General features: G+C 67.5%; 15 protein-coding genes. 3 read left to right on the top strand and 12 right to left on the bottom strand.

Annotated features, from left to right (window positions below; genetic code table 11):
* Positions 1-41 precede the first annotated feature (41 nt).
* From AC1DNF_RS12055 to AC1DNF_RS12030, 6 genes are all read right to left on the bottom strand, one after another.
* Entirely contained in the window at positions 42-2978 is a 2937-nt protein-coding gene (locus AC1DNF_RS12055) for a ribonucleoside-diphosphate reductase subunit alpha (protein ID WP_478148827.1), read from the bottom strand.
* Between the two features lie 348 nt (positions 2979-3326).
* Positions 3327-3923 (bottom strand): 1,6-anhydro-N-acetylmuramyl-L-alanine amidase AmpD, encoded by a 597-nt coding sequence (gene ampD, locus AC1DNF_RS12050; RefSeq protein ID WP_478148826.1) that lies wholly within the window; start codon positions 3921-3923, stop codon positions 3327-3329.
* Positions 3916-5445: a sigma-54-dependent transcriptional regulator gene (locus AC1DNF_RS12045; RefSeq protein ID WP_478148884.1), complete on the bottom strand. Its 1530-nt coding sequence runs from the start codon at positions 5443-5445 to the stop codon at positions 3916-3918. The genes ampD and AC1DNF_RS12045 overlap by 8 nt, the downstream gene beginning before the upstream one ends.
* A gap of 13 nt (positions 5446-5458) precedes the next feature.
* Positions 5459-7150 (bottom strand): sensor histidine kinase, encoded by a 1692-nt coding sequence (locus AC1DNF_RS12040; RefSeq protein ID WP_478148825.1) that lies wholly within the window; start codon positions 7148-7150, stop codon positions 5459-5461.
* Positions 7151-7162: 12 nt separating this feature from the next.
* Positions 7163-7405 (bottom strand): PP0621 family protein, encoded by a 243-nt coding sequence (locus AC1DNF_RS12035; protein WP_478148824.1) that lies wholly within the window; start codon positions 7403-7405, stop codon positions 7163-7165.
* A 7-nt stretch (positions 7406-7412) separates the two neighbouring features.
* Complete coding sequence (locus tag AC1DNF_RS12030; RefSeq protein WP_478148823.1) at positions 7413-8219, bottom strand: cytochrome C assembly family protein; 807 nt, start codon at positions 8217-8219, stop codon at positions 7413-7415.
* A gap of 77 nt (positions 8220-8296) precedes the next feature.
* Here AC1DNF_RS12030 and ffh point away from each other — a divergent pair, with 77 nt between their 5' ends.
* Positions 8297-9682, top strand: a complete 1386-nt coding sequence (gene ffh, locus AC1DNF_RS12025) for a signal recognition particle protein (RefSeq protein WP_478148822.1) — start codon at positions 8297-8299, stop codon at positions 9680-9682.
* A gap of 64 nt (positions 9683-9746) precedes the next feature.
* Here ffh and mdoH read toward each other — a convergent pair whose 3' ends face one another.
* The 6 genes from mdoH to AC1DNF_RS11995 all read right to left on the bottom strand — a co-directional run bounded on the left by mdoH (position 9747) and on the right by AC1DNF_RS11995 (position 17684).
* Positions 9747-11762: a glucans biosynthesis glucosyltransferase MdoH gene (mdoH, locus tag AC1DNF_RS12020; protein WP_478148821.1), complete on the bottom strand. Its 2016-nt coding sequence runs from the start codon at positions 11760-11762 to the stop codon at positions 9747-9749.
* A 391-nt stretch (positions 11763-12153) separates the two neighbouring features.
* Complete coding sequence (locus AC1DNF_RS12015) at positions 12154-13578, bottom strand: sigma 54-interacting transcriptional regulator (protein WP_478148820.1); 1425 nt, start codon at positions 13576-13578, stop codon at positions 12154-12156.
* Positions 13575-14204: a hypothetical protein gene (locus tag AC1DNF_RS12010; protein WP_478148819.1), complete on the bottom strand. Its 630-nt coding sequence runs from the start codon at positions 14202-14204 to the stop codon at positions 13575-13577. Before AC1DNF_RS12010 ends, AC1DNF_RS12015 begins: the two co-directional genes overlap by 4 nt.
* A gap of 66 nt (positions 14205-14270) precedes the next feature.
* On the bottom strand, positions 14271-15707 hold the full coding sequence (locus AC1DNF_RS12005; protein WP_478148818.1) for a sensor histidine kinase: 1437 nt from the start codon (positions 15705-15707) through the stop codon (positions 14271-14273).
* A complete protein-coding gene (gene miaB / locus AC1DNF_RS12000; RefSeq protein WP_478148817.1) occupies positions 15707-17077 on the bottom strand; it encodes a tRNA (N6-isopentenyl adenosine(37)-C2)-methylthiotransferase MiaB in 1371 nt (456 codons plus the stop codon). Before miaB ends, AC1DNF_RS12005 begins: the two co-directional genes overlap by 1 nt.
* 112 nt (positions 17078-17189) lie before the next feature.
* A complete protein-coding gene (locus AC1DNF_RS11995) occupies positions 17190-17684 on the bottom strand; it encodes a hypothetical protein (protein ID WP_478148816.1) in 495 nt (164 codons plus the stop codon).
* 232 nt (positions 17685-17916) lie between these two features.
* Here AC1DNF_RS11995 and AC1DNF_RS11990 point away from each other — a divergent pair, with 232 nt between their 5' ends.
* Positions 17917-19173 carry an efflux RND transporter periplasmic adaptor subunit gene (locus AC1DNF_RS11990; protein WP_478148815.1) on the top strand — a complete coding sequence of 419 codons (1257 nt, stop codon included), beginning with the start codon at positions 17917-17919 and terminating at the stop codon, positions 19171-19173.
* The gene (locus AC1DNF_RS11985) at positions 19170-22355 is read left to right on the top strand and encodes an efflux RND transporter permease subunit (RefSeq protein WP_478148814.1); all 3186 of its coding nucleotides are present in this window, start codon (positions 19170-19172) and stop codon (positions 22353-22355) included. The genes AC1DNF_RS11990 and AC1DNF_RS11985 overlap by 4 nt, the downstream gene beginning before the upstream one ends.
* The last annotated feature ends 13 nt before the right edge of the window (positions 22356-22368 follow it).

Here is a 22368-nt window from a genome sequence, read left to right as displayed (position 1 = left end):
TGCCGCGAATGCATACGACATCACACCGACACCGCGCTGCATCACTGGCACGCTTCGCAAGTCGGATCATCGACACCGCAGAACGCGATGTCGGTTGCGGGCATCGCGCTCATCTGCGCTTGTGCTGCGAGCGCCGCGGCTTCGAGCGCGCTCATGCTGCCCGACGATGTCGCCGCCACTGCGCCGCCGCCGGCGCCACCCGAGGACACTGCGTTGAGGCGACCCGACTGCACCGTCGACTTCTCGGCGTGCGTCGCGCTCTGCGTGCGCAGGTAGTAGGTGGTCTTCAGTCCGCGCAGCCATGCGAGCTTGTAGGTGTCGTCGAGCTTCTTGCCCGACGCGCCCGCCATGTAGATGTTGAGCGACTGCGCCTGGTCGATCCACTTCTGGCGACGTGCGGCAGCCTCGACCAGCCAGGTGGTTTCGACTTCGAAAGCGGTGGCATAGAGCGCCTTCACGTCCTGCGGCACGCGATCGATCGGGCGCAGCGAGCCGTCGAAATGCTTCAGGTCCATCACCATCACGTCGTCCCACAGGCCCAGGCGCTTGAGGTCGCGCACCAGGTAGTGGTTGATGACCGTGAACTCGCCGGAGAGGTTCGACTTGACCGACAGATTGCCGAAGCAAGGTTCGATCGAGGCGTCGACTCCGATGATGTTGGAGATGGTCGCCGTCGGCGCGATGGCGACGCAGTTGGAGTTGCGCATGCCGTCGGCCTTGATCTTCTGGCGCAGGGCATTCCAGTCGAGCGTGGACGAGCGGTCCACTTCGACGTAGCCGCCGCGGGCCTTCTCGAGCAGGTCCAGCGTGTCGATCGGCAGGATGCCCCTTTCCCACAGCGAGCCCTTGTAGCTCGAGTACTTGCCGCGTTCCCTGGCCAGCTCGGTCGACGCCCAGTAGGCGTGGTAGCAGATGGCTTCCATCGATTCGTCGGCGAACTGCACGGCTTCCTGCGAGGCGTAGGGGACGCGCAATTCGTACAGCGCATCCTGGAAGCCCATCACGCCGAGGCCCACCGGACGGTGGCGCAGGTTCGAATCGCGCGCCTTCTTGACCGCGTAGTAGTTGATGTCGATCACGTTGTCGAGCATGCGCATCGCGGTGGAGATCGTCCGCTTGAGCTTTTCCTGGTCGACCTTGCCGTCCTTCAGGTGCTGCGGCAGGTTGACCGAGCCGAGGTTGCAGACCGCGGTTTCGGTGTCGCTGGTGTTGAGGGTGATCTCGGTGCACAGGTTCGACGAATGAACCACGCCGGCGTGCTGCTGGGGCGAGCGCACGTTGCACGCATCCTTGAAGGTGATCCAGGGATGCCCGGTTTCGAACAGCATCGTGAGCATCTTGCGCCAGAGGTCGGTGGCCTGGAGCGTGCGGCTGGGCTTGATCTCGCCGCGCGCGGCCTTTTCCTCGTAGGCGACGTAGGCGGTCTCGAAGTCGATGCCGAACTTGTCGTGCAGGTCGGGGACGTTGGACGGCGAGAACAGCGTCCAGGTGCCTTTTTCCATCACGCGGCGCATGAACAGGTCGGGAATCCAGTTCGCCGTGTTCATGTCATGGGTGCGGCGGCGGTCGTCGCCGGTGTTCTTGCGCAGTTCGAGGAACTCCTCGATGTCCAGATGCCAGGTTTCCAGGTAGGTGCAGACGGCGCCCTTGCGCTTGCCGCCCTGATTGACCGCCACGGCCGTGTCGTTCACCACCTTGAGGAAGGGCACGACGCCCTGCGACTCGCCGTTGGTGCCCTTGATGTGGCTGCCGAGCGCGCGCACGCGCGTCCAGTCGTTGCCCAGGCCGCCTGCGAACTTGGAGAGCAGGGCGTTTTCCTTGATCGACTCGTAGATGCCGTCGAGGTCGTCCGGCACGGTGGTCAGGTAGCAGCTCGACAGCTGCGAGCGCAGGGTGCCGCTGTTGAACAGCGTCGGCGTGCTCGACATGAAATCGAAGGACGAAAGAACCTCGTAGAACTCGATCGCGCGAGCTTCGCGGTCGATCTCGTTCAATGCAAGGCCCATGGAGACGCGCATGAAGAATGCCTGCGGCAGTTCGATGCGTGACTTGCGCACGTGCAGGAAGTAGCGGTCGTAGAGCGTCTGCAGGCCGAGGTAGTCGAATTGCAGGTCGCGTTGCGGCTTGAGAGCGGCGCCCAGGCGGGCCAGGTCGTACTGCAGCAGGCGCTCGTCGAGCAGCTCGTTCTCCACACCCTTCTTGATGAACTGGGGGAAATAGTCGGCGTAGGCCTGGGCGCGCTCGGCCAGCGGCACTTCGCGGCCGATCACCTCCTTGAAGATCGTGTGCAGCAGCAGGCGGGCGGTGGCGAAGGTGTAGTCGGGGTCCTTCTCGATCAGCGTGCGGGCCGCCAGGATCGATGCCTTGTAGACCTCGTCGAGGGGCACGCCGTCGTAGAGGTTGCGCATCGTCTCGGCCTGGATCGGCGCGGCCGTGATGCTGTCGCCCAGGCCAATGCAGGCGGATTCGATCAGGCCCTTGAGTTCGTTGAGGTCGAGCGCGACGCGTTCGCCGCCGTCCAGTACGTGCAGCGTGGCAGCGGCGACGGGCGCCTCGGCCTCGCCCTGCCTGGTGCGTTCCTGGCTGCGGCGTTCGCGGTAGAGCACATAGGCGCGCGCGATCTCATGGTGGCCGCCGCGCATCAGGCCGAGTTCGACCTGGTCCTGCACGTCCTCGATGTGGAAGGTGCCGCCGCCCGGACGCGAGCGCACCATCGCGCGCACCACCGCCTGGGTCAGGTTGTCCACAGTTTCGCGCACGCTGGCGGAAGCCGCGCCCTGGGTGCCGTGCACCGCAAGGAAGGCCTTCATCATCGCGATCGCGATCTTGTTGGGCTCGAAGGGCACGACCGCGCCGTTGCGGCGAATGATCTGGTAGTGGGCGAGCGCGTTGCCGGCAGGCGAGCCCGCAACGTCGCGGTTCTGCGGCGTCGAGGCAACGGCGCGAGGCGTGGAGGGAGTGTTCAGAGCAGTTTGCATTCGATCCTCGGTTGGCAATTCTTGTTGGGCGGCGATGCGATATCGGCCATGGGGCCCGGCTCTCGGCGCGGGCCAGGGCACACTATATATAGGGTGCGGAGGGTGTACAACCCACTAGATATGGTGTTTTTGACAATCTTCAACCAATGTGAACTATCGTGTTGCACTGGGCGTCGGTTGATTTGCCGCATCCTGGTTGAGACACCGTAGCGCAGGCCGCATCCCACGGGCCTTTCGAGAGATTTTGGGCCTGGGGGGCGCGTGGTTGCTAGGCGCGCGGCGGAGCCGTCTCGATGTTGTCGGGCTGCATCAGGCGCACATCGCCTGAGGCTGCGCGATTGAAAAATTTCAGCGCAGCGCGACGCTTTCCGGAAACATCGTGCGATCCCAGCCGGTGAGCGCGTGCAGCAGCGGCCAGTCGAAGCCGCTTCCGGGGTCGGCCTTCCGGCCCGGCGCGATGTGCTGGTGGCCGGCGATGAACCCGATGGCATAGCGTTGGGCGATGGCGGGGCACAGGCTGGCGAGGGTTTCGTATTGGGCGGCCTCGAAGAGTTCGCCCTCCAGCCCTTCGAGTTCGATGCCGATCGAGTCGTCATTGCAGTTCGCGCGCCCGCGCCACGACGATGCGCCGGCGTGCCACGCGCGGTCGTCGCAGCTCACGAACTGCCACAGTTCGCCGCTGCGGCGGACATAGAAATGGGCCGAGACCTCGATGCCGCGGATGGTCTGGAAGTAGGGGTGGGCGTCCCAGTCGAGCCGGTTGGTGAAGAGCTGCTGGACCTCGTCGCCGCCATAGCGGCCGGGCGGCAGGCTGATCGAATGCAGGACGATCAGGTCGATCTGTGCTCCCGTGGGGCGCGGCCCGAAATTGGGCGACCGCAGCATTCTGGCGAAGCGATACCAGCCGTCCGCCCAGAGGCCGGAGCCGATGGCGGCCTCAGTCATCGGCACCGGCGCCACCGGCATCGTCGCCGTTCGGCGTTGCGATACCCAGGCGAGCGATGCGGTAGCGGATCTGACGCAGGCTGAGGCCGAGCCGGGCGGCGGCCGCCGTGCGATTGAATCCGCTTTCCTGCAAGGCGCGCACGAGGATCTCGCGCTCCTGCTGATCGAGGTAGGTCTGCAGGTCGCTGGGCACCGCGGTCGGCGCCGCCTTGGTCTCGCGCGGGGGCACGACGGCCACGGGGGCGGGTTCGACAGGTTGCGCCGCCGGCCGCGGTGCGGGCGCCAGGTCGGCGAGTGCCGCGGGCAGTACCGTGCTGTCCGCCAAGTCGAGATGCAGCATGTCGCCGTCGCTCAGGGCGACGGCGCGGTGCAGCAGGTTTTCAAGTTCGCGGACGTTGCCGTGCAGCGGATGTTCGGACAGCAGCTGGAGCACGTCAGGCGAGAGCGTCGGAACCGGCATCGCGGCATCTCGGGCGATGCGCGCGAGCAAGGCCTCGCACAGCGCCGGCAGATCCTCGCGGCGGTCGCGCAAGGCCGGAACGGCGATCTCGATCACGTTCAGTCGGTAGAACAGATCCTGGCGAAAGCGCCCGGCCTGCACCTCGGCGTGCAGGTCCTTGTGGGTCGCGCTCACGATGCGGACGTCGACCGCGTCTTCCTGCGTCGAGCCGATCGGCCGGACGCTGCGTTCCTGGATGGCGCGCAGCAGCTTGGATTGCATCGCGAGCGGCAGGTCACCGATCTCGTCGAGGAAGAGCGTGCCGCCGCGCGCGGCCTGGAAGTAGCCGTCGCGGTCCTGCGAGGAGCCGGTATAGGAGCCCTTGCGCGCGCCGAAGAATTCAGCTTCGAGCAGGTTCTCTGGAATGGCGCCGCAGTTGACGGCCACGAAAGGACCGTCGCTTCGCTGGCTGCAGGCATGCACCGCGCGTGCCACCAGTTCCTTGCCGGTGCCCGACTCGCCGCGCACCAGCACCGGCGCCATGCCACGCGCCACCTTGGCGATGCGACTCTTCACGAGCCGCATCGGCTCGGAGTCGCCGACCAGTCGTTCGAGGGCCGCGCTCGCGTTGCCGCCGACAGCCGCCGGGGCCGCGCCCCTGCCGCCATCGTCGAGCTGCCGCACCGGCTTCGCCACGATGGCTTGGGCCTGCACGGCGGATGCCACCACCGAACGGAACTGCTTGAGGTCCACCGGCTTGGTCAGGTAATCGAAGGCGCCGGCCTTCAGGGCCTCGACCGCATTCTCGGCGGAGCCATAGGCTGTCATGACGACGCAGCGCTCGCCGCGCTGGTCCTGCTGGATGCGCTGCACGATCTTCATGCCGAGTCCGTCGGGCAGGCGCATGTCGGTGATCACCGCGTCGAAGCGGCCCGCATCCAGATGCTGCCAGGCCTCGGACACCGTCCCCGCCGCCTCGACCTGATAGCCCTCGCGCAAGAGCGTGAGCTCGTAGAGCGTGCGCAGATCGGGTTCGTCGTCGACGACCAGGATCCTGGCGGGGCTGGTGGCTGGTGGATGCAGTGTGCTCACGCCTCTATTGTGTCAGCCGGCCCTCGGCCGTGGCGAAGGCGACGAAGAACTCGTTGCCTTCCGGGCTCGCCGCGGACAAGGCCCGGCGTTCGTAGCCGATGTTCGCGCCGTGGCGTTCGCAAAGCTCCCGGCAGAGGAAAAGGCCCAGGCCGCTGGAGCGGCTCTCCGAGGAAAAGAAGGGCTCGAACAGGTGGCGCTGGACCGCGGGCTCGAGCGGCGCCCCATCGCTCCAGATCTGCAGCGTGGCGCGGCCGGCGGAGTTGCGGCGCGTGCTGACCTGGATCGAGCCGTCCCGATCGCCGGCATAGCGCGCCGCGTTGTCCAGCAGGTTCACCAGGATGCGGCGCAGATGTTCGGCATCGAAGCGCACGTGGCTGTCGGCCGAGTCCAGGACCAGCAGCACGCCCTGGCGCTGCGAATGGCGGACCCATTCTTCCGCGAGCGCGCGGACGGTCGTGTCGAGCGGCAACTGTTCGCTCGTCGGCAGCACCCGCTGCTGCCGGGCGCGGGCCACGTCCAGCACGTCGTCGACGATGCGCGACAGGCGCAGTGCATTCTGCTGCACCATCGTCGTCAGCTGGCGGTGGGTCGGGTCGACCAGGTCTTCGCTGAGCAGCGCGCTGGCCTGGGTGATGGCGGCCAGCGGGTTGCGGATCTCGTGGGCAACCGCGGCCGACATGCGCCCCATGGCTGCCAGTTTCTCAGTGCGGATGCGCGCTTCGAGTTCGCGCAAGTCCTGCAGGAACATCACGCACAGGCTCTCGCTGCGGCCGTCGGTGGCCGGTGTCAGCCGCGTGCGCACGCGGACCTCGCGGACGGAACCCTGGGCCTGCGCGACCGGAATTTCCCTCGATTGCGGTGTGCGGCGCGCGAAGGTTCGTTGCGCGAGCGTGGCCAGCGCAACCCAGGCCGGCTGCGCATTCAGCGTGAAGGGCAGCGGCAGGTTGGCGAGTCCCTGTCCGAGAATCGCATTGGCCGCGGGGTTTGCCGCATGAACCTGGCCCCGGATATCGACGACCAGCACGCCTTCGCTGAGCGTCTCGATCACGAGATCGTTGACGAGCGCATGCATCTGCGCGGTGCTTCGATTGCGCTGCGCCATCGCCTCCTCGCGCGTGAGCCGGCGCGCCAGTTCGTGCGCCAGCAATGCCACGACGAACAGGCCGGTTCCGGTCAGCGCCGCCTGCACGAAACGTGGAGAGGTGTCCGTGGACTGGTCCAGCCAGTACCAGCCGGCGTGGGCCAGCAGCAGCAGGGCTGCCGCCGCGGTGGTACCGAGGCCGACTATCCCTGTGCCCAGCACCGCGCCCATCAGCACCGGCAAGGCGAAAAGCGGCGTGTAGTTGACGCCGCCGACCTGGAGCAGCTGCAGCGCCGTGAACACGACCAGGTCGACCCCGATGGTGGAAAGCCATGCGGCGCCGAAGCCGCGGATCTGCGGCTGAAACGGCCCGTAGCGCGCCACCAGCAAGGCCGCCATCAGGTAGCCCGCGGAGAGCGCGATGGCGGGAACCTGCATCGGCTGGCCGAGAAAGTGGGCCACGGCCTGCAGCAACAGCAGCACCGCCGCGACGAAGCATCGTGCCGCCGTGAACCCGCGCCACAGCCGCAGCAGGGCCGAGCTCTCGGGATTGAATTTCTCGAGCGAACTCCAGTCGGTTGCCGGGTCGCCGCGTGACCAGAGGAAGGCACTCATGGCCGGCGCATCTCAGCGACCCGCGGCCTGTCGGTGCGCGACACAGCAGTACATCCCGTCGGGACCGCTGATCGCATCCGTCATGGGCAGATGCAACCCGCAGTAGGCGCAGCGCACCATGGCCTTCGGTGCGCCGACGGCCGGCGGCGCGCGGGGTGTTGCTGGGGGGGCGCGCGAGCGCATCTCGTCGCGGCGGCCCTTGCGCCAGAAATGGATCGCCACCAGCACGACGACGAGGACAAGGAGGTATTTCATGGGGTACTCATGTGGCTCGACCGAGGACCACTTCGAGCACGAAGCGGGATCCCACATAAGCCAGCATCAACAAGGCCGCGCCGGCGTAGAGAACGCGCCGCGCGGTGCGCCCGCGCCAGCCGAAGCGCGCGCGTCCGAGCAGGAGCACGGCGAAGCTGACCCAGGCCAGCACCGAGAACACGCTCTTGTGATCCCACCTCAAGCCGCGCGAGGACGTGCCGTAGAGCGTCTCGCTGAAAAGAATACCGGCCAGAAGCGTCGCCGACAGCAGCACGAAGCCGGCGGTCACGAAACGGAAGGTGAGCCGTTCCAGGGTCAGCAGCGGCACGCCGCCTTGCGGCTCGGTCGCGAGCCGGATCTGCTTCTCGGCCCGGGTCATGAGCCAGGCATGGACCACCGCCGCACCGAAGAGGCCATAGGACGCGATGCCGAGTGCCAGGTGCAGCGGCAGCCATGGCGAGGCCGAGACATGCAGCGGCGAGCCGGGAAAGAGGATGGCGAGCAGCACCGCTGCCGCGCCCAGTGCCGCGAGCACACGCCGCACCCGCAGCTGCGGGTACATGCGGTTCTCGATACCGTAGACGGTCAGCACGAGCCAGGCCGTGACGGAAATGGCCGGTGCGAAGCCGAAGCGGGGCGTGCCGCCGCCCAGGCTCCAGCCCAGCGTGAGCGCATGCAGCAGCCAGGCGATGCCCAGCGCCAACCGGGTGGCGCGCGGGCCGAAGCGCGAGGCGGCGGCGGCCGTGGTGCCATAGGCCGCGGCGGTGGCGATGCCCAGCGCCACGCCGAGTGGGGAGGGGATCGCTAAAATCATCGGCTGGAGTTTAGCGTCTCGTCCTCGCGCGGCGCCCCTTGCTCCCTTCATACCGGTCCCGCCCAGCGGGCAGCATCATGGCCACCGCCCTCACCGAAAAATTCTCACGCCTCGTCAAACAGGTCAGCGGCCAGGCCCGCATCACCGAAAGCAACGTTCAGGACGTGCTGCGCGAGGTGCGCATGGCCTTGCTCGAAGCCGACGTCGCGCTGCCCGTGGTGCGCGATTTCGTCGCGCGCGTGAAGGAAAAGGCGCTCGGCCAGGAGGTGCTGGGCTCGCTGAAGCCCGGCCAGGCGCTGATCGGCATCGTGAATCGCGAACTCGCCGCGACCATGGGCGAAGGCGTGTCCGACATCAATCTGGCCGCCCAGCCACCGGCCGTGATCCTGATGGCCGGCCTCCAGGGCGCGGGCAAGACCACCACCACGGCCAAGCTGGCCAAGCACCTGATCGAGAAGCGCAAGAAGAAGGTCTTGACCGTCTCCGGCGACGTCTATCGGCCCGCTGCCATCGAGCAGCTCAAGATGGTGACCAGGCAGGCCGGGGCCGAGTGGTTTCCGAGCAGCCCCGACCAGAAGCCGCTGGACATCGCGCGCGCCGCGCTCGATCACGCCAAGCGACACTTCTTCGACGTCCTGCTGGTGGATACCGCCGGCCGTCTCGCGATCGACGAAGTCCTGATGAAGGAGATTCAGGAGCTGCACGCGGCGCTGAACCCGGTCGAGACGCTCTTCGTGGTCGATGCGATGCAGGGCCAGGACGCGATCAACACCGCGAAGGCCTTCAAGGACGCGCTGCCGTTGACCGGCATCATCCTGACCAAGACCGACGGCGACTCGCGCGGCGGCGCGGCGCTGTCGGTGCGGCAGGTCACCGGTGTGCCGATCAAGTTCGCCGGTACCAGCGAAAAGATCGATGGCCTCGAGGTCTTCGATGCCGAGCGCCATGCCGGTCGCATTCTCGGCATGGGCGACATCGTCGCGCTGGTCGAGCAGGTCACGGCGGGCGTCGACGTCGCCGCCGCCCAGAAGCTGGCTGCCAAGGTGAAGAGCGGAGCCGGCTTCGATCTGAACGACTTCCTCAGCCAGCTGCAGCAGATGAAGCAGATGGGCGGGCTCTCCAGCATCATGGACAAGCTGCCCGCGCAGATGGCGGCCAAGGCCACCGAGGCCGACATGACGCGCGCCGAGAGGGACATCCGCCGCAAGGAAGGGATCATCAACAGCATGACGCCGCTGGAGCGCCGCAAGCCCGAATTGCTCAAGGCCACGCGCAAGCGCCGTATCGCCGCCGGGGCGGGAGTGCAGGTCCAGGAAGTCAACCGGCTGCTCAACGAGTTCGAGCAGATGCAGGGGATGATGAAAAAGATGAAAGGCGGCGGCCTGATGAAGATGATGAAGCGGATGGGCGGGATGAAGGGAATGCCGCCCATGGGTGGCGGCGGCGGGATGCCGCGGTTCTGAACAAAGGACATGAAGAAAGCCCGCACGAAGCGGGCTTTTTTCATGGGGGCGACAAGGGCCCGGATCAGACCGTCGCAAGCGCGGGTCGCGCCAGGCGCACCGCATGCATCCAGGCCCTGCGCAGCACGGCAGGCGAGCGCGACTCTTCGGGAATCAGCAGATAGCCGCGATCACGCAGCGATGTCCCCAGCGCGATCTGGCTCGTCAGCACCGTCAGCGGAATCGCCAGCAGCAGCGGCAGGCCCACGGGCATCAGCCAGATCAGCGCGCTCGCATCGATCAGCGCAATGCCAACGGCCAGCGCCGCAATCACCAGCGTCATCGGCGCCAGCTGGCCGACAGCGATGCGCCACGGCACGGCCGCCGCTTCGCGCGGAGGCGACTTCCAGTCGAGCTTGATGCCCGTCAGCGCCACCACCACGAACAGCGAATGCGCCAGCATGCGAACCGGGGCCTGCACGATCGCGAGTCCGCTCTCGAGCAACGAACTCTTCACCAGGCCCCAGAGGCCTCCGTACTGGCGCTGTTCGCCGCGAAGAAGGACGGCGGCGATGCCGAGCAGGCGCGGCAGGAACAGCAGGCAGAGGGTCCAGAGCCAGAGGCCGGCGAGTTCCGCGGGCAGCACGTGCCAGCTCGACATCAGGCTCGAGCCGGTCAGCCACAGGGCGGTGCCGAGCGTCAGGAACGCCAGCCACAGAGGTGCCGAAGCGTAGGCCATCGTGCCTGTCACGAACATCGCGCGGTGCACCGGGTGCAAGCCCGGCTCGGCCATCAGGCGGGCGTTCTGCAGGTTGCCCTGGCACCAGCGGCGGTCGCGCTGCAGCTCGGCCAGCAGGTCCGGCGGTTGCTGTTCATAGCTTCCGACCAGGTCGGCCACCAGCCACACGTGGTAGCCGGCACGGCGCATCAGCGCGGCTTCGACGAAGTCATGCGACATGATGCCGCCCGACATGCCGCCGGTGCCCTTGATTGGCGCCAGCGCGCAGTGGTCCATGAAGGGCTTCACGCGGATGATCGCGTTGTGGCCCCAATAGTGAGACTCGCCGAGCTGCCAGAACTGCATGCCCAGGGTGAACAGGCGTCCCGTCACGCGCGAAGCGAATTGCTGGGCGCGGGCATGGAGCGTCACATGGCCGATCGCCTGCGTGGCGGTCTGGATGATGCCGGCGCTGGGGTTGGCTTCCATCAGCTTGACCATCGAGGTCAGGCAGTCGCCGCTCATGACGCTGTCGGCATCGAGCACCACCATGTAGCGGTAGTCCTTGCCCCAGCGGCGGCAGAAGTCGGCCACATTGCCGGCCTTGCGGTGGCTGCGGCGGGTGCGCAGGCGGTAGTACACCTCGACCTGCGGCTGGCTCGCGCTGTTGGCGAGTGCCGCGCGCAGGTCTTCCCAGGCAGCGCGCTCGGCGGCCGCGGTCTCGGGCGTGTAGCTGTCCGACAGGATGAAGACGTCGAACTGGCGGGCATGGCCGGTGGCTGCCACCGATTCGCAGGTCGCACGCAGGCCGGCGAAGACCGTCGCGACGTCCTCGTTGCAGATCGGCATGATGATCGCCGTCCGGGCTTCGGGGTTCATCGGGTGGTTGACCACCTGCTTGGCGGACAGCGCATGCTTGTCGCCGCGCACGGAGACATAGAAGCCCATCAGCGCGGTGACGAAGCCCGTCACGACCCAGCCCGAAAGCAGGCCATACAGGGCAATCTGGCCGTATTCGAGCCAGGCGTTGTCGTAGTCGGGCTGCACGCTGGCGAAAAGCGTCGACGCAATGACGGTGCTCAGGAGCGTGAGCGCCATGAATGCCATGCGGCGGCGCGAGGCCGCGCGTTCCCACGGCTGCTTCGCCGTCGAAACCGATGCAGCTTCGCGCTGGCCCTTGGAAGCGCCTCCGGCGCCGAGCTTCACGAGAAGCGCCGTGCCGATGCTGTTCCAGAAGCCGCGCCAGGGACGCGGCGCCATCGAGCCGCGGTTGATGGGGGGCGCCGTCACCGAATTCGGGTGGCGTTCCTCGCGGATGGGGCTGCGATGCGAAAAATCCGCTTCGGTCAGCACATTCAATTGGGAGAAGTCATTGGGCTTCATTGCGACTCACCACCGCTGGTTCTTGAGGGAGGGCGTGTCGCCAATTGCCGGAAAGCGCTTGAAGACGCATTCGGGGGCGGCGCCGCTGGATGCTTCAAGCGCAGCCAGCGATGGGCCCGTGGCACGGGGCCACGAGAGGGAAAACTGCTTTTGACGCAGGCCGTCGCGCTGCGGACGCAGTGCGAAAGATGGGCTGGTATGGGCTGTCATGCCATTACAGGGGCAAACCCTGTGCCAGCCCAGAAAAAGCCTTTCAGATCAAAGGCTTAGGATGAAATTTCCGGTGTGGAGGCGGGGATTCGACCCGGACGCCCTCGAAAACCCCTGTTTTTGTCGCCGATTGCCGACAAGGCTTCGGGGTGCTGGCGGAATATTCAATGAAATCAAGGGCTTAAGGCCGTCGCTCGTCAGCGACAGTCTCGCCGCCGGGCGACGGCGGGTCGGCCTTGAAGTGGCCTGGCGTGAGCTCGTGCTTCTGCAGCAGGCGGTAGAACTCGGTCCGGTTCCGGTCTGCAAGGCGAGCCGCGTCGGCCACGTTGCCATCCGTCAGCTTGAGAAGGCCCACCAGGTAGTCGCGCTCGAAGCGCTGCTTGGCTTCGGCATAGGTCTGGACCTCCACGCTCGGCACCCGCAGCGCGCGCTGCACCAGCGCCAGCGGGATGAGCGGCGAACTCGACAGCGCGCAGACCTGTTCGACCACGTTGAAGAGTTGCCGCACATTGCCCGGCCAGGAGGCGGTGGTCAGGGCCTTCAGGGCCTCGGGCGCGAAGCCGGACAGCCGCTTGCCGTACTTCGTCGACAGACGCTGCAGGAAATGGTTGGCCAGCAGGGGGATGTCCTCGCGCCGCGCGGAGAGCGGGGGCAGGCTGAGCGTCACGACGTTGAGCCTGTAGTAGAGATCCTCCCGGAACTGGCCGGCTTCCATCGCCGCATCCAGATCGCGGTGCGTGGCCGAGATGATCCGCACGTCGACATCGATCGACTGGCTGCCGCCCAGCGGGCGCACGGCGCGCTCCTGCAACACGCGCAGCAGCTTGACCTGCAGGGCCGGGGGCATGTCGCCGATCTCGTCGAGCAGCAGCGTGCCGCCGTCGGCCTGCTGGAACAGGCCCTTGTGGTTGGCGACCGCGTCGGTGAAGGCGCCCTTCATATGGCCGAAGAGTTCCGACTCCAGCAGTGCCTCGGGGATGGCGCCGCAATTGACAGCGACGAAGGGTTTGTCCGCGCGAGCACTCGCGCGATGGATGGCCCGGGCCAGGAGTTCCTTGCCGGCGCCGCTGTCGCCGCGCAGCAGCACGCTGGCGTCGGACTTGGCGACCATGCGTGCTTCGGCCAGCAACTCGGCCATGCGGTTGCTGCGGCTCACGATCTCGGAACGCCAGCTTTCGTCGCCGCCCTTGCCGCCCGCGGGGGCCGGCGAGCCGAGCGCGAGGGCCTGCGCGATCTTCTCCAGCAGCTCACGGGCGTCGTAGGGCTTGGTCAGGTAGGTGAAGACGCCGCGCGCCGTGGCTTCGACCGCGTCGGGGATCGTGCCGTGAGCGGTCAGCAGGATCACGGGCAGGGTCGGATGGCGCTTGCGGATTTCATCGAACAGCGCGAGCCCGTCGCGGCCCGGCAGGCGAACGTCGCTCAGGACGAGTTGCGGATGTTCGATCTCCAGTTGGGTCAACGCCGATTCTGCGGAGGTCACGGCCGTGACCTGGTAGCCGGCCGAGCTGAGTCGCATGGAGATCAGGCGGAGCATGTCCGGGTCGTCATCGACCACCAGGAGGCGGGCACCCGAGGGCGGCGGCGGTGGCGGCGTGGTGCGGTTCATTGGGTGGGCTTCGCACCGGCCGGCGCGGCGGCAGGAATCGGTGGCTGGGCGTTGGGGCGGGCGAAACTTCGCTCGATGGCCCGAAGGGCTTCGAGACGCTCGTTCAGCTGGTCGATGCGCCGCTGGCTGTCGCGCACCTGCTGCGCCTGGCGGTCGCGCTCATCCTCGACGCGCCGCTGTTCGACGTAGCGTGCCGCCAGCGCCCGCGCGAGCGGGTGCAGGGGCTGCGCGTCAGGCGAGGGGTTGGCCATCACGCGCTGCATCAGGCCCAATGCCCGGGCGAGGTCCGCCGGAACACGGGTCTGGGCCAGCACCAGCGCCACCTGCATCTGCGCGAGCGGGGTTTCGCCGGGGTCGCCGAGCCGCGCGAGTTCGGCGCTCAGTTCCGGCGGGCCGTACGGCCGCACCCTGTCGGCATAGCCGAGGATGGCGGCCACCGGTCCCTGCGTCAGTTGAGTGAAGACCAGCGCGGGTTGGGTGGCCGGCGCGATCGGCTCGGCCTCCACCGGCATCACGGTGGGGGCGGCGGGCGTCGGTGGCGGCGCGGGCGCGGCGGCGACGGCGACAGGGGGAGGCGGCGGGGGCGTGGCGCACCCGACGAACAGCAGCGGCAGGAGCATGCTCATGCCGAAGGCGGATCTGCGAAAGATCGAAAGGAACATGGGTCGGAAATGGCGCGTGTGAGGCGGGGGTCAGGCGGAGCGCGGCAGCTCAATGCGGAAACGGGCGCCGGGCGCGCCAGGCCCGCCCGGCAGCAGCGTGATGCGGCCCCCATGGGCTGCAATGTACTCCTGCACGATCGAAAGGCCGATGCCGGTTCCCTTGACCGAGTGCTCGGGTTGCCGCTCGCCTCGGTAGAAGGGCTCGAAGATGCGTTCGCGGTCGCCTTCGGCGATGCCGGGCCCGGCATCGCTGATGTCGATTCGCGCGGTGTCGGCGGTGCTCGAGACTTCGAAGGAAATGGTGCCCCCTCGGGCCGAGAAGCGGATCGCGTTGGACAGCAGGTTGGCCAGCGCGGTGCCGAGCTTGGTCGGGTCCACAAGCACGGCGATCGGCTCGCCCTCCGCCCGCACTGTCAGCCCGTTAGCTTGCCATTGCAGCCGCTGGGCCTCGATCTGTTCCTCGATCAGCGGCAGCAGCGGGGTGCGCTCCCGGCGCAGCTCGCGGGCCTCGAAGGCTGCGGCGTTGAAGCGCAGCAGGGCCTCGATCTGACCCTGCAGCGCAACGGTATTCTGCTGCAGGATCTGCGCGACTTCGCGCTGCGCCGGATTGAGCGGGCCGGTCACGCCGTCTTCCAGGAGCGAGACGCCCTCACGCAGGGCCGCCAGCGGAGTCTTGAGTTCATGCGACACATGACGCAGGAAGCGTGCCTTGTCCGCGTCCAGCTCGGTGAGGCGCAGCCGCAGCCATTCGAGTTGCTGCGACACACGGCGCACGTCGACCGGGCCGCGGATGTCGATCGGCTCGTCGAGCCGGTTCTCGCCCAGCCCCACGATGGCGCGTTCGAGTCGCTTGAATGGGCGCGCCAGCCAGATGCCGAAGGCGAGCGCGAGGGCGACAGCCAGCGCGCTGGCTGCAACCACCAGCCGCATGAGCCGCGTGCGGGCCGACTCGATACGATCGGCTAGCGCGTTGTTCTGCGTCTCGATGAGCAGCTGGGCCTGCTGCGCGATGTTGGTGTTCAGCGCATCGAGGTCGCGAAACTGCATCGCCATCGAACTCTCACGCGTGAGCGCGGTGTCCGAGCTGCCGTTCATCAGTCCTTCGATCACCTCGAACTGGGCGCGCCACTGGTCGGGCCCGTTGGGCGGGATGCCGTTGCTTGCGAGCCGTTCGAGCACTTGGCGGGCGTCGCGCGCGGCATCGTCGAAGCGGCGGCGCAGCACCGCGTCGTTCAACACGAGCGACTGGCGGCCCGCGCGCTCCATCGCCGCGCTGCGCTCGGCCAGCGACTGGGCCGCACCCGAGAGGGTCAGCGCGCGCGCCGCCGCGTCGCGGCTGTCGGTCATCAGCAGGTCGTACTGGAACACCGCGCGCAGGGCGACGCCGACAAGCAGTGCCGTGATGAGCAGGAATGCGAACAGGAGCAGCTGCTGGAACGAGCCGCGCGCCGACTTCAGGTTCGCCATCAGGCCGCGGGTGCCGCGAGTTCGCGGCCGGCTGCGCTCGTCGATTCGGTGGTCACCACCTCGCCGCGCAGGGTATAGGCCAGCGAGCGCGTGATGCGCAGATCGACCATCCGCCCGACCAGCCGCGCGTCGCCTTCGAAGTTGACGACGCGGTTGCACTCGGTGCGGCCCATCAGTTCGCCGGCGTCCTTGCGCGATGCGCCCTCGACCAGCACGCGATGCACCGTCCCGACGCGGCTTTCGCCGAAACGCCTGACATTGCCGTCGATCACGGCCTGCAGCTGCTGCAGGCGCGCGAGCTTGACGGCATGCGGCGTGTCGTCGCGCAGCGCCGCCGCCGGCGTGCCGGGGCGGGGGCTGAAGATGAAGCTGAAGCTGGCGTCGAAGGCGAGCTCATCGATCAGCTTCATCATCTTGCCGAAGTCCTCGTCCGTCTCGCCGGGAAAGCCGACGATGAAGTCGCTGCTGAGCGCGAGCCCCGGGCGGATGGCGCGCAGCTTGCGCACCGTGCTCTTGTATTCCATCGCGGTATAGCCGCGCTTCATCGCCATCAGGATGCGGTCGCTGCCGTGCTGCACCGGCAGGTGCAGGTGGCTGACCAGTTGCGGGAGGCGGCCGTAGGCCTCGATCAGGCGCGGGGTGAATTCGTTCGGGTGGCTCGTGGTGTAGCGGATGCGCTCGATGCCGGGGATCTCGGCGATGTATTCGAGGAGCAGCGCGAAGTCGGCGATCTCCGCCGTGTCTCCCATCCGGCCCCTGTAGGCGTTGACGTTCTGTCCCAGCAGAGTCACCTCGCGCACGCCCTGGTCGGCGAGACCCGCGACCTCGACCAGCACGTCGTCGAGCGGCCTGTTGACCTCCTCGCCGCGCGTGTAGGGCACCACGCAGTAGCTGCAGTACTTTGAGCAGCCTTCCATGATCGAGACGAAGGCGGTCACGCCATCGACGCGCGCCGGCGGCAGGTGGTCGAACTTCTCGATTTCCGGGAAGCTGATGTCGACCTGCGGCCGGCCTTCGCGCTCGCGCTGGTTCAGCAGCTCGGGCAGCCGGTGGAGGGTCTGCGGGCCGAAGACCACGTCGACATAGGGCGCGCGGGCGATGATCGCCGCGCCTTCCTGGCTCGCGACGCAGCCGCCGACGCCGATCTTCACGCCCTTGGCCTTGAGGTGCTTGACGCGGCCGAGGTCGGAGAAGACCTTCTCCTGCGCCTTCTCGCGCACCGAACAGGTGTTGAAGAGGATCAGATCGGCCTCCTCCACGTTGGAGGTCGGTTCATAGCCGTCGGCGGCACGCAGCACGTCGGCCATCTTGTCCGAGTCGTACTCGTTCATCTGGCAGCCGAAGGTCTTGATGAAAACTTTGGGGGTCATGGTGCTCTCCCGGGTGGGGTCCGGATTGCTGTGCTCGGGTCGGCAAGAGTGCCGCGGCCGCAACTGCCGAGCGCGGACGGCGACGGGTGTTGCGGCCTTGTTTGCCGGTCGGCTACTCGCCGAATTTCGGAAGCTGGTCGAACGGCGTCTTGCCGTCGTCCCTCGGGCCGCTGTTGGCCACGAAAGGCCAGAAGTTGAACATCGGCCTGTCAGCCGACGCCCGCTTGGCCTGTGCTTCCTCCGGCGTGAGGATCCAGACCTCGCTCACCAGGCCGCTGGCGTCGCGGGTGTAGTTCACCAGCAGGTTCTGGCCGGTGATGGACGCCGGCATGGTGAGCATGCGCTGGGCGCTGCGGATGCGCGCGCCCGGCGCGAGCCGTTCGGGCTGGCCGTCGAGCAGGATCTCGGGCGGGTTCACCACCATGAACTTGCCGCGCAGCGTGCCGATGGGGAAGTTGCGGCCGCCGTTGGCGGCCTCGTTCTGCGTCTGTGTCGGAGGCGCATCCTGCGCGGCGGCATTCGAGGCGCCCAGCGAGGCCACGGAGACGAGTCCGGCCAACAGCGCCATCGAAGCGACGGGATGCAGGGAAGGTTTGCAGCGGTTCATGGGGTACATCCAGAGGCTGTGGGAGCGGGCATTCTAGCGGCCTGGGCCTTCCCGGCGCCCAAGCGCCGGGGTGCCGAAAAGAGCCTCTGTGCGTGTGGTGATGCATGAGCGCTTTACTTATCTTTACGGCAGTGATCGACTCCGTTGGCGGGCCGCTGTTTTAATGATTGATACTGGGTGTAAGTGCGCCCGGAGCGCGGCCGATGAGCCCTCGATACAACGTACAAGCCCCATGAAGAAGAATCTCGCCCTGACCCTCGTCGCTGTGCTGGTCGTCGCCGCCGCGGCCGGCACCTGGTGGTCGGGCAACAAGGCGCGCAGCGGCGCGCAGGAAGCCCGCGGCAGCGCCGCCGGTGGCTCCGCGAAGGGCTCGACGGCGCTCGGCGGCGCCCCCGCCATGGTCACGCTGGCCGCTGCGCAGCGGCAGAACGTGCCGGTCACGGTGCAGGTCAACGGCAGCGTGGTCCCGCTCAACAGCGTCGACCTTCGCCCGCAGGTGACCAATACCGTGCGCGAAGTGCATGTGAAGGAGGGTCAGTTCGTGAAGGCGGGCCAGTTGCTCTTCACCCTCGACGAGCGTCCCGACCAGGCCAACCTCGCCAAGGCGCTCGCTCAGCAACAGAAGGACGAGGCCACGCTGGCCGACCTCGAACGCCAGTACAAGCGCAGCCAGGAGCTGGTGGCGCAGAACTTCATCGCCAAGAGCGCCGCCGAAGCCACGCTGTCCCAGCTCGACGCGCAGCGCGCTGCCGTGGCGGCCGACCGCGCCGCCGTGCAGTCGGCGCAGGTCGCGCTGGGTTACGACACGCTGCGTGCGCCCATCGCCGGGCGCATCGGCGGCGTCAATATCTATCCGGGAACGCTGGTGCAGCCCAGCCTCTCGCTGGTCACGATCACGCAGCTCGATCCGATCGCCGTCAGCTTCCCGGTGCCCGAAGGCCGGCTGCAGGACCTGCTGGCGGCGTCGCGCGCCAAGGGTGTCGTCGAGGCGGTGGTGGCGGGGCGCAAGGAGCCGCTCAAGGGAGAGCTGAACTTCGTCGACAACACGGTCGATCCGCTGATCGGCACCGTTCGCGCCAAGGCCGTGTTCGCCAACGCCGACCAGAGCCTCTGGCCGGGCCAGTTCGTCCAGACCCGCGTCACCGTGAGCACGCTCAACGACGCGACCGTGATCCCCGCCGCGGCCGTCATGATGCTGACCGAGGGCCCCGCGGTCTACGTGGTCGATGCCGACAAGACGGCCTCGCGCCGCAAGATCCAGACCCTTCATTCCTTCGGTACGCAGGTCGCCGTGCGCGGCGTCGAGCCGGGCGAGCAGGTCGTCATCGAGGGCAAGCAGAACGTACGCCCGGGCGGCAAGGTCCGGCTCGACGCCTCGGCCAGACCGCAGCAGCAGCCCGGCAGCCCGGCCTCCGATGCCACGCCCGGAAGCGCCGCATCCGTGGGGCCCTCCAACGCCAGCGTCGTCGCGGAGCGGGAGCGCTCATGAACATCTCCGAGCTGTGCATTCGCCGGCCGGCGATGACAGTGCTGCTCTCGGCGGCGGTAGTGGTCGTCGGTATCTTTGCCTACTTCCAGATTCCGGTCGCGGCCCTGCCGAGCTACAACACGCCGGTCATCAACGTCAACGCGCAGCTGCCGGGCGCCAGTCCGGACACGATGGCCTCGTCGGTCGCGCTGCCGCTCGAAAAGCAGTTCTCGACCATTCCCGGCCTGCAGACCATCAGTTCGGTGAATACCCAGGGCGTGACCTCTCTCACGCTCGAATTCGTCAGCAGCCGCGATATCGATGCCGCGGCGGTCGACGTCCAGGCGGCGCTGCTTCGCGCGCAACGCCAGCTGCCCGTCGAGCTCACGCAGTTGCCCTCCTACCGCAAGGTCAATCCGGCCGACGCTCCGGTGCTCTTCATCGCGATGGTGTCGGATTCGATGAATCCCGCCGAGCTCAACGACTATGCAGAGAACCTGATCTCGCCGACGCTGTCGACCATCGATGGCGTGGCCCAGGTCGGGGTGTATGGCCGCAAGGCCTTCGCGGTGCGCGTCAAGGCCGATGCCGACCTGCTCAATGCGCGCAACATCACGCTCGATGAGCTGGCCAATGCGGTGCGCCTGGCCAACGCCAACACGCCGGTCGGCGTGCTGGATGGGCCGCGCCAGACGCTCACCATCCAGGCCAACGAGCAGATGCTCAAGGCCGCCGATTTCGCCAAGGTGATCGTCGGCCAGCGCAATGGCGCCCCGGTGCGCCTGGACGAGGTCGCCACCATCGAGGACAGCTTCGAATCGGTCAAGACGGCCAGCAGCTTCAACGGCAAGAGCTCGATTTCGCTGGCCGTACAGCGCCAGCCCAACGCCAATACCGTGCAGGTCGTCGATGCGGTGCGCGCGCTGATGCCGCGCTTCAAGGAGGAGCTGCCGCAGTCGGTCGAGATCAACCTGGTCAACGACCGCTCGCTGTCGATCCGCGAGGCGGTGCACGACGTGCAGCTCACGCTGCTGGGAACCGTCCTGCTGGTGGTGCTGGTGATCTTCCTCTTCCTGCATCGGGTGGTGGCCACGCTGATTCCGGCGGCCACGATCCCGATTTCCCTGATCGGGGCGGTCGCGCTGCTCTACGCCTTCGGCTACAGCCTGGACAACGTGTCGCTGCTCGGCATCACGCTGGCGGTGGGGCTGGTCGTCGACGATGCGATCGTGGTGCTCGAGAACATCATGCGTTACGTCGAGAAGGGCATGGAGCCGATGGCGGCCGCGCTGCGCGGCGCGCGCGAAGTGGGCTTCACCATCATCTCGATCTCGATTTCCCTGGTCGCGGTGTTCATCCCGATCTTCTTCATGCCGGGCGTGATCGGCCTGCTGTTCCACGAGTTCGCGGTCGTTGTGGCCCTGGCCGTGCTGGTGTCGGCCGTCGTGTCGCTCACGCTGGTGCCGATGCTCGCGAGCCGGCTGCTCAAGCACGCGCCGCCCAAGGAAGGCGCGGCAGGCGGGGAGGCTGTTGTCATCGACCACGAGGAACAGCATCCAGAGCCCGGCACCGCGATCGGCCGTGTCTTCGAGCGCGGCTACCGCTCGGTCCACCGCAACTACATGCGCTCCCTCGACTGGACACTGCGCCACCGAGGCATCATGCTGCTCGTCGCGGCATCCACCTTCGCGCTGACCGCCTGGATGTTCGTCACCATCCCCAAGGGCTTCTTCCCCGAGGAAGACATCGGGCAGATCCAGATCACGACCGAGGCCGCCGAAGACATCTCCTTCCCTGCGATGAAGACCTTGCAGGACCGCGTGTCCGACGCGCTCCAGGCCGACCCCAGCGTGGCCTACGTCAACTCCTTCATCGGCGTCGGAGGCCCGACCGCGACGCAGAACTCGGGTCGGCTGTTCGCCGTGCTCAAGCCCCGCGCAGAGCGCTCGGCGATGGCGCAGGTGCTCGAGGCGCTGCGCAAGCGCTTCCGGGAGATCCCGGGCATCGCCGTCTACATGCAGCCGGTCCAGAACCTGCGCCTGGGCGGGCGCCAGAGCAAGGCGCGTTTCCAGTACACGCTGCAGAGCGTGAACGCCGGCACCATGGGCATCTGGGCCGACCGGCTGATGGAACGCATGCGGGCCGACCCCTCCTTCCGCGACGTGACCAGCGACTCGCAGAATCGCGGCCTGCAGGCGTCGATCGACATCGATCGCGTCAAGGCCGGCGTGCTGGGCGTCGCGGTCGGCGATCTGCGCACCGCGCTCTACAACGCTTACGGCGATCGGCAGATCGGCAGCATCTACGCCGCGAGCAACACCTACCAGATCATCCTGTCGGCGGCCGACAATGATCGGCAATTCGAGGAAGACATGTCGCGCCTGTCGGTGCGCAACAAGGCCGGCCAATTGGTGCCGCTGTCGGCGTTCTCGACCGTCAAGCGCACGGTGGGACCCACCTCGATCAACCACCAGGGGCAGTTGCAGGCGGTCACCGTGTCCTTCAATCTCGCGCCCGACGTGCCGCTGGGCAACGCGACGGCCAAGATCGACGCGTTCAAGGCCGAGCTGAAGATGCCGCCTTCGATCATCACCACTTATGGCGGCGATGCGGCGGTGTTCCAGAGCTCGCAGTCGAGCCAGGCGGTGCTGCTGATCCTGGCCGTGCTCGTGATCTACGTGCTGCTGGGCGTGCTGTACGAAAGCTACATCCACCCGCTCACCATCCTGGCCGGCCTGCCATCGGCGGCGGTGGGGGCGCTGCTGTCGCTCAAGCTCTTCGGATTCGACCTGACCCTGATCGCGACCATCGGCATCCTCCTGCTGATCGGCATCGTGAAGAAGAACGCAATCATGATGATCGACTTCGCGCTCGATGCGCAGCGCACCGAGGGCATGCAGCCGATCGACGCGATCCGCGAGGCCTGCCGGCTGCGCTTCCGGCCGATCCTGATGACCACGCTGGCGGCGCTCATGGGGGCCTTGCCGCTCGCGCTCGGCCTGGGAACCGGGGCTGAACTGCGCCAGCCGCTGGGCGTGGCGGTCGTCGGGGGCCTGATCTTCTCGCAGGTGATCACGCTCTACATCACGCCGGCGATCTACCTCGCGCTCGACCGCTACAGCGGAAGCGGGCCGATGCAGGTACTGCCGGGCGAGGATGTGCCGCATCGGGCGGACGGCCACGCGGCAGGCGCCTTGACCTGAAGCCCCGTCGGGG

The sequence above is a fragment of the Variovorax sp. 01T432 genome (assembly GCF_056398605.1).
The sequence above is the reverse complement of the archived record's forward strand: the minus strand, read 5'-3'. Positions and strand labels throughout refer to the sequence as shown.

Coding starts and splice junctions, on each gene's coding strand:
- AC1DNF_RS12055 (WP_478148827.1), bottom strand. CDS start 2,978: ATGCAAACTGCTCTGAACACTCCCTCCACGCCTCGCGCCGTTGCCTCG.
- ampD (WP_478148826.1), bottom strand. CDS start 3,923: ATGACTGAGGCCGCCATCGGCTCCGGCCTCTGGGCGGACGGCTGGTAT.
- AC1DNF_RS12040 (WP_478148825.1), bottom strand. CDS start 7,150: ATGAGTGCCTTCCTCTGGTCACGCGGCGACCCGGCAACCGACTGGAGT.
- AC1DNF_RS12035 (WP_478148824.1), bottom strand. CDS start 7,405: ATGAAATACCTCCTTGTCCTCGTCGTCGTGCTGGTGGCGATCCATTTC.
- AC1DNF_RS12030 (WP_478148823.1), bottom strand. CDS start 8,219: ATGATTTTAGCGATCCCCTCCCCACTCGGCGTGGCGCTGGGCATCGCC.
- ffh (WP_478148822.1), top strand. CDS start 8,297: ATGGCCACCGCCCTCACCGAAAAATTCTCACGCCTCGTCAAACAGGTC.
- mdoH (WP_478148821.1), bottom strand. CDS start 11,762: ATGAAGCCCAATGACTTCTCCCAATTGAATGTGCTGACCGAAGCGGAT.
- AC1DNF_RS12015 (WP_478148820.1), bottom strand. CDS start 13,578: ATGAACCGCACCACGCCGCCACCGCCGCCGCCCTCGGGTGCCCGCCTC.
- AC1DNF_RS12010 (WP_478148819.1), bottom strand. CDS start 14,204: ATGAGCATGCTCCTGCCGCTGCTGTTCGTCGGGTGCGCCACGCCCCCG.
- AC1DNF_RS12005 (WP_478148818.1), bottom strand. CDS start 15,707: ATGGCGAACCTGAAGTCGGCGCGCGGCTCGTTCCAGCAGCTGCTCCTG.
- miaB (WP_478148817.1), bottom strand. CDS start 17,077: ATGACCCCCAAAGTTTTCATCAAGACCTTCGGCTGCCAGATGAACGAG.
- AC1DNF_RS11995 (WP_478148816.1), bottom strand. CDS start 17,684: ATGAACCGCTGCAAACCTTCCCTGCATCCCGTCGCTTCGATGGCGCTG.
- AC1DNF_RS11990 (WP_478148815.1), top strand. CDS start 17,917: ATGAAGAAGAATCTCGCCCTGACCCTCGTCGCTGTGCTGGTCGTCGCC.
- AC1DNF_RS11985 (WP_478148814.1), top strand. CDS start 19,170: ATGAACATCTCCGAGCTGTGCATTCGCCGGCCGGCGATGACAGTGCTG.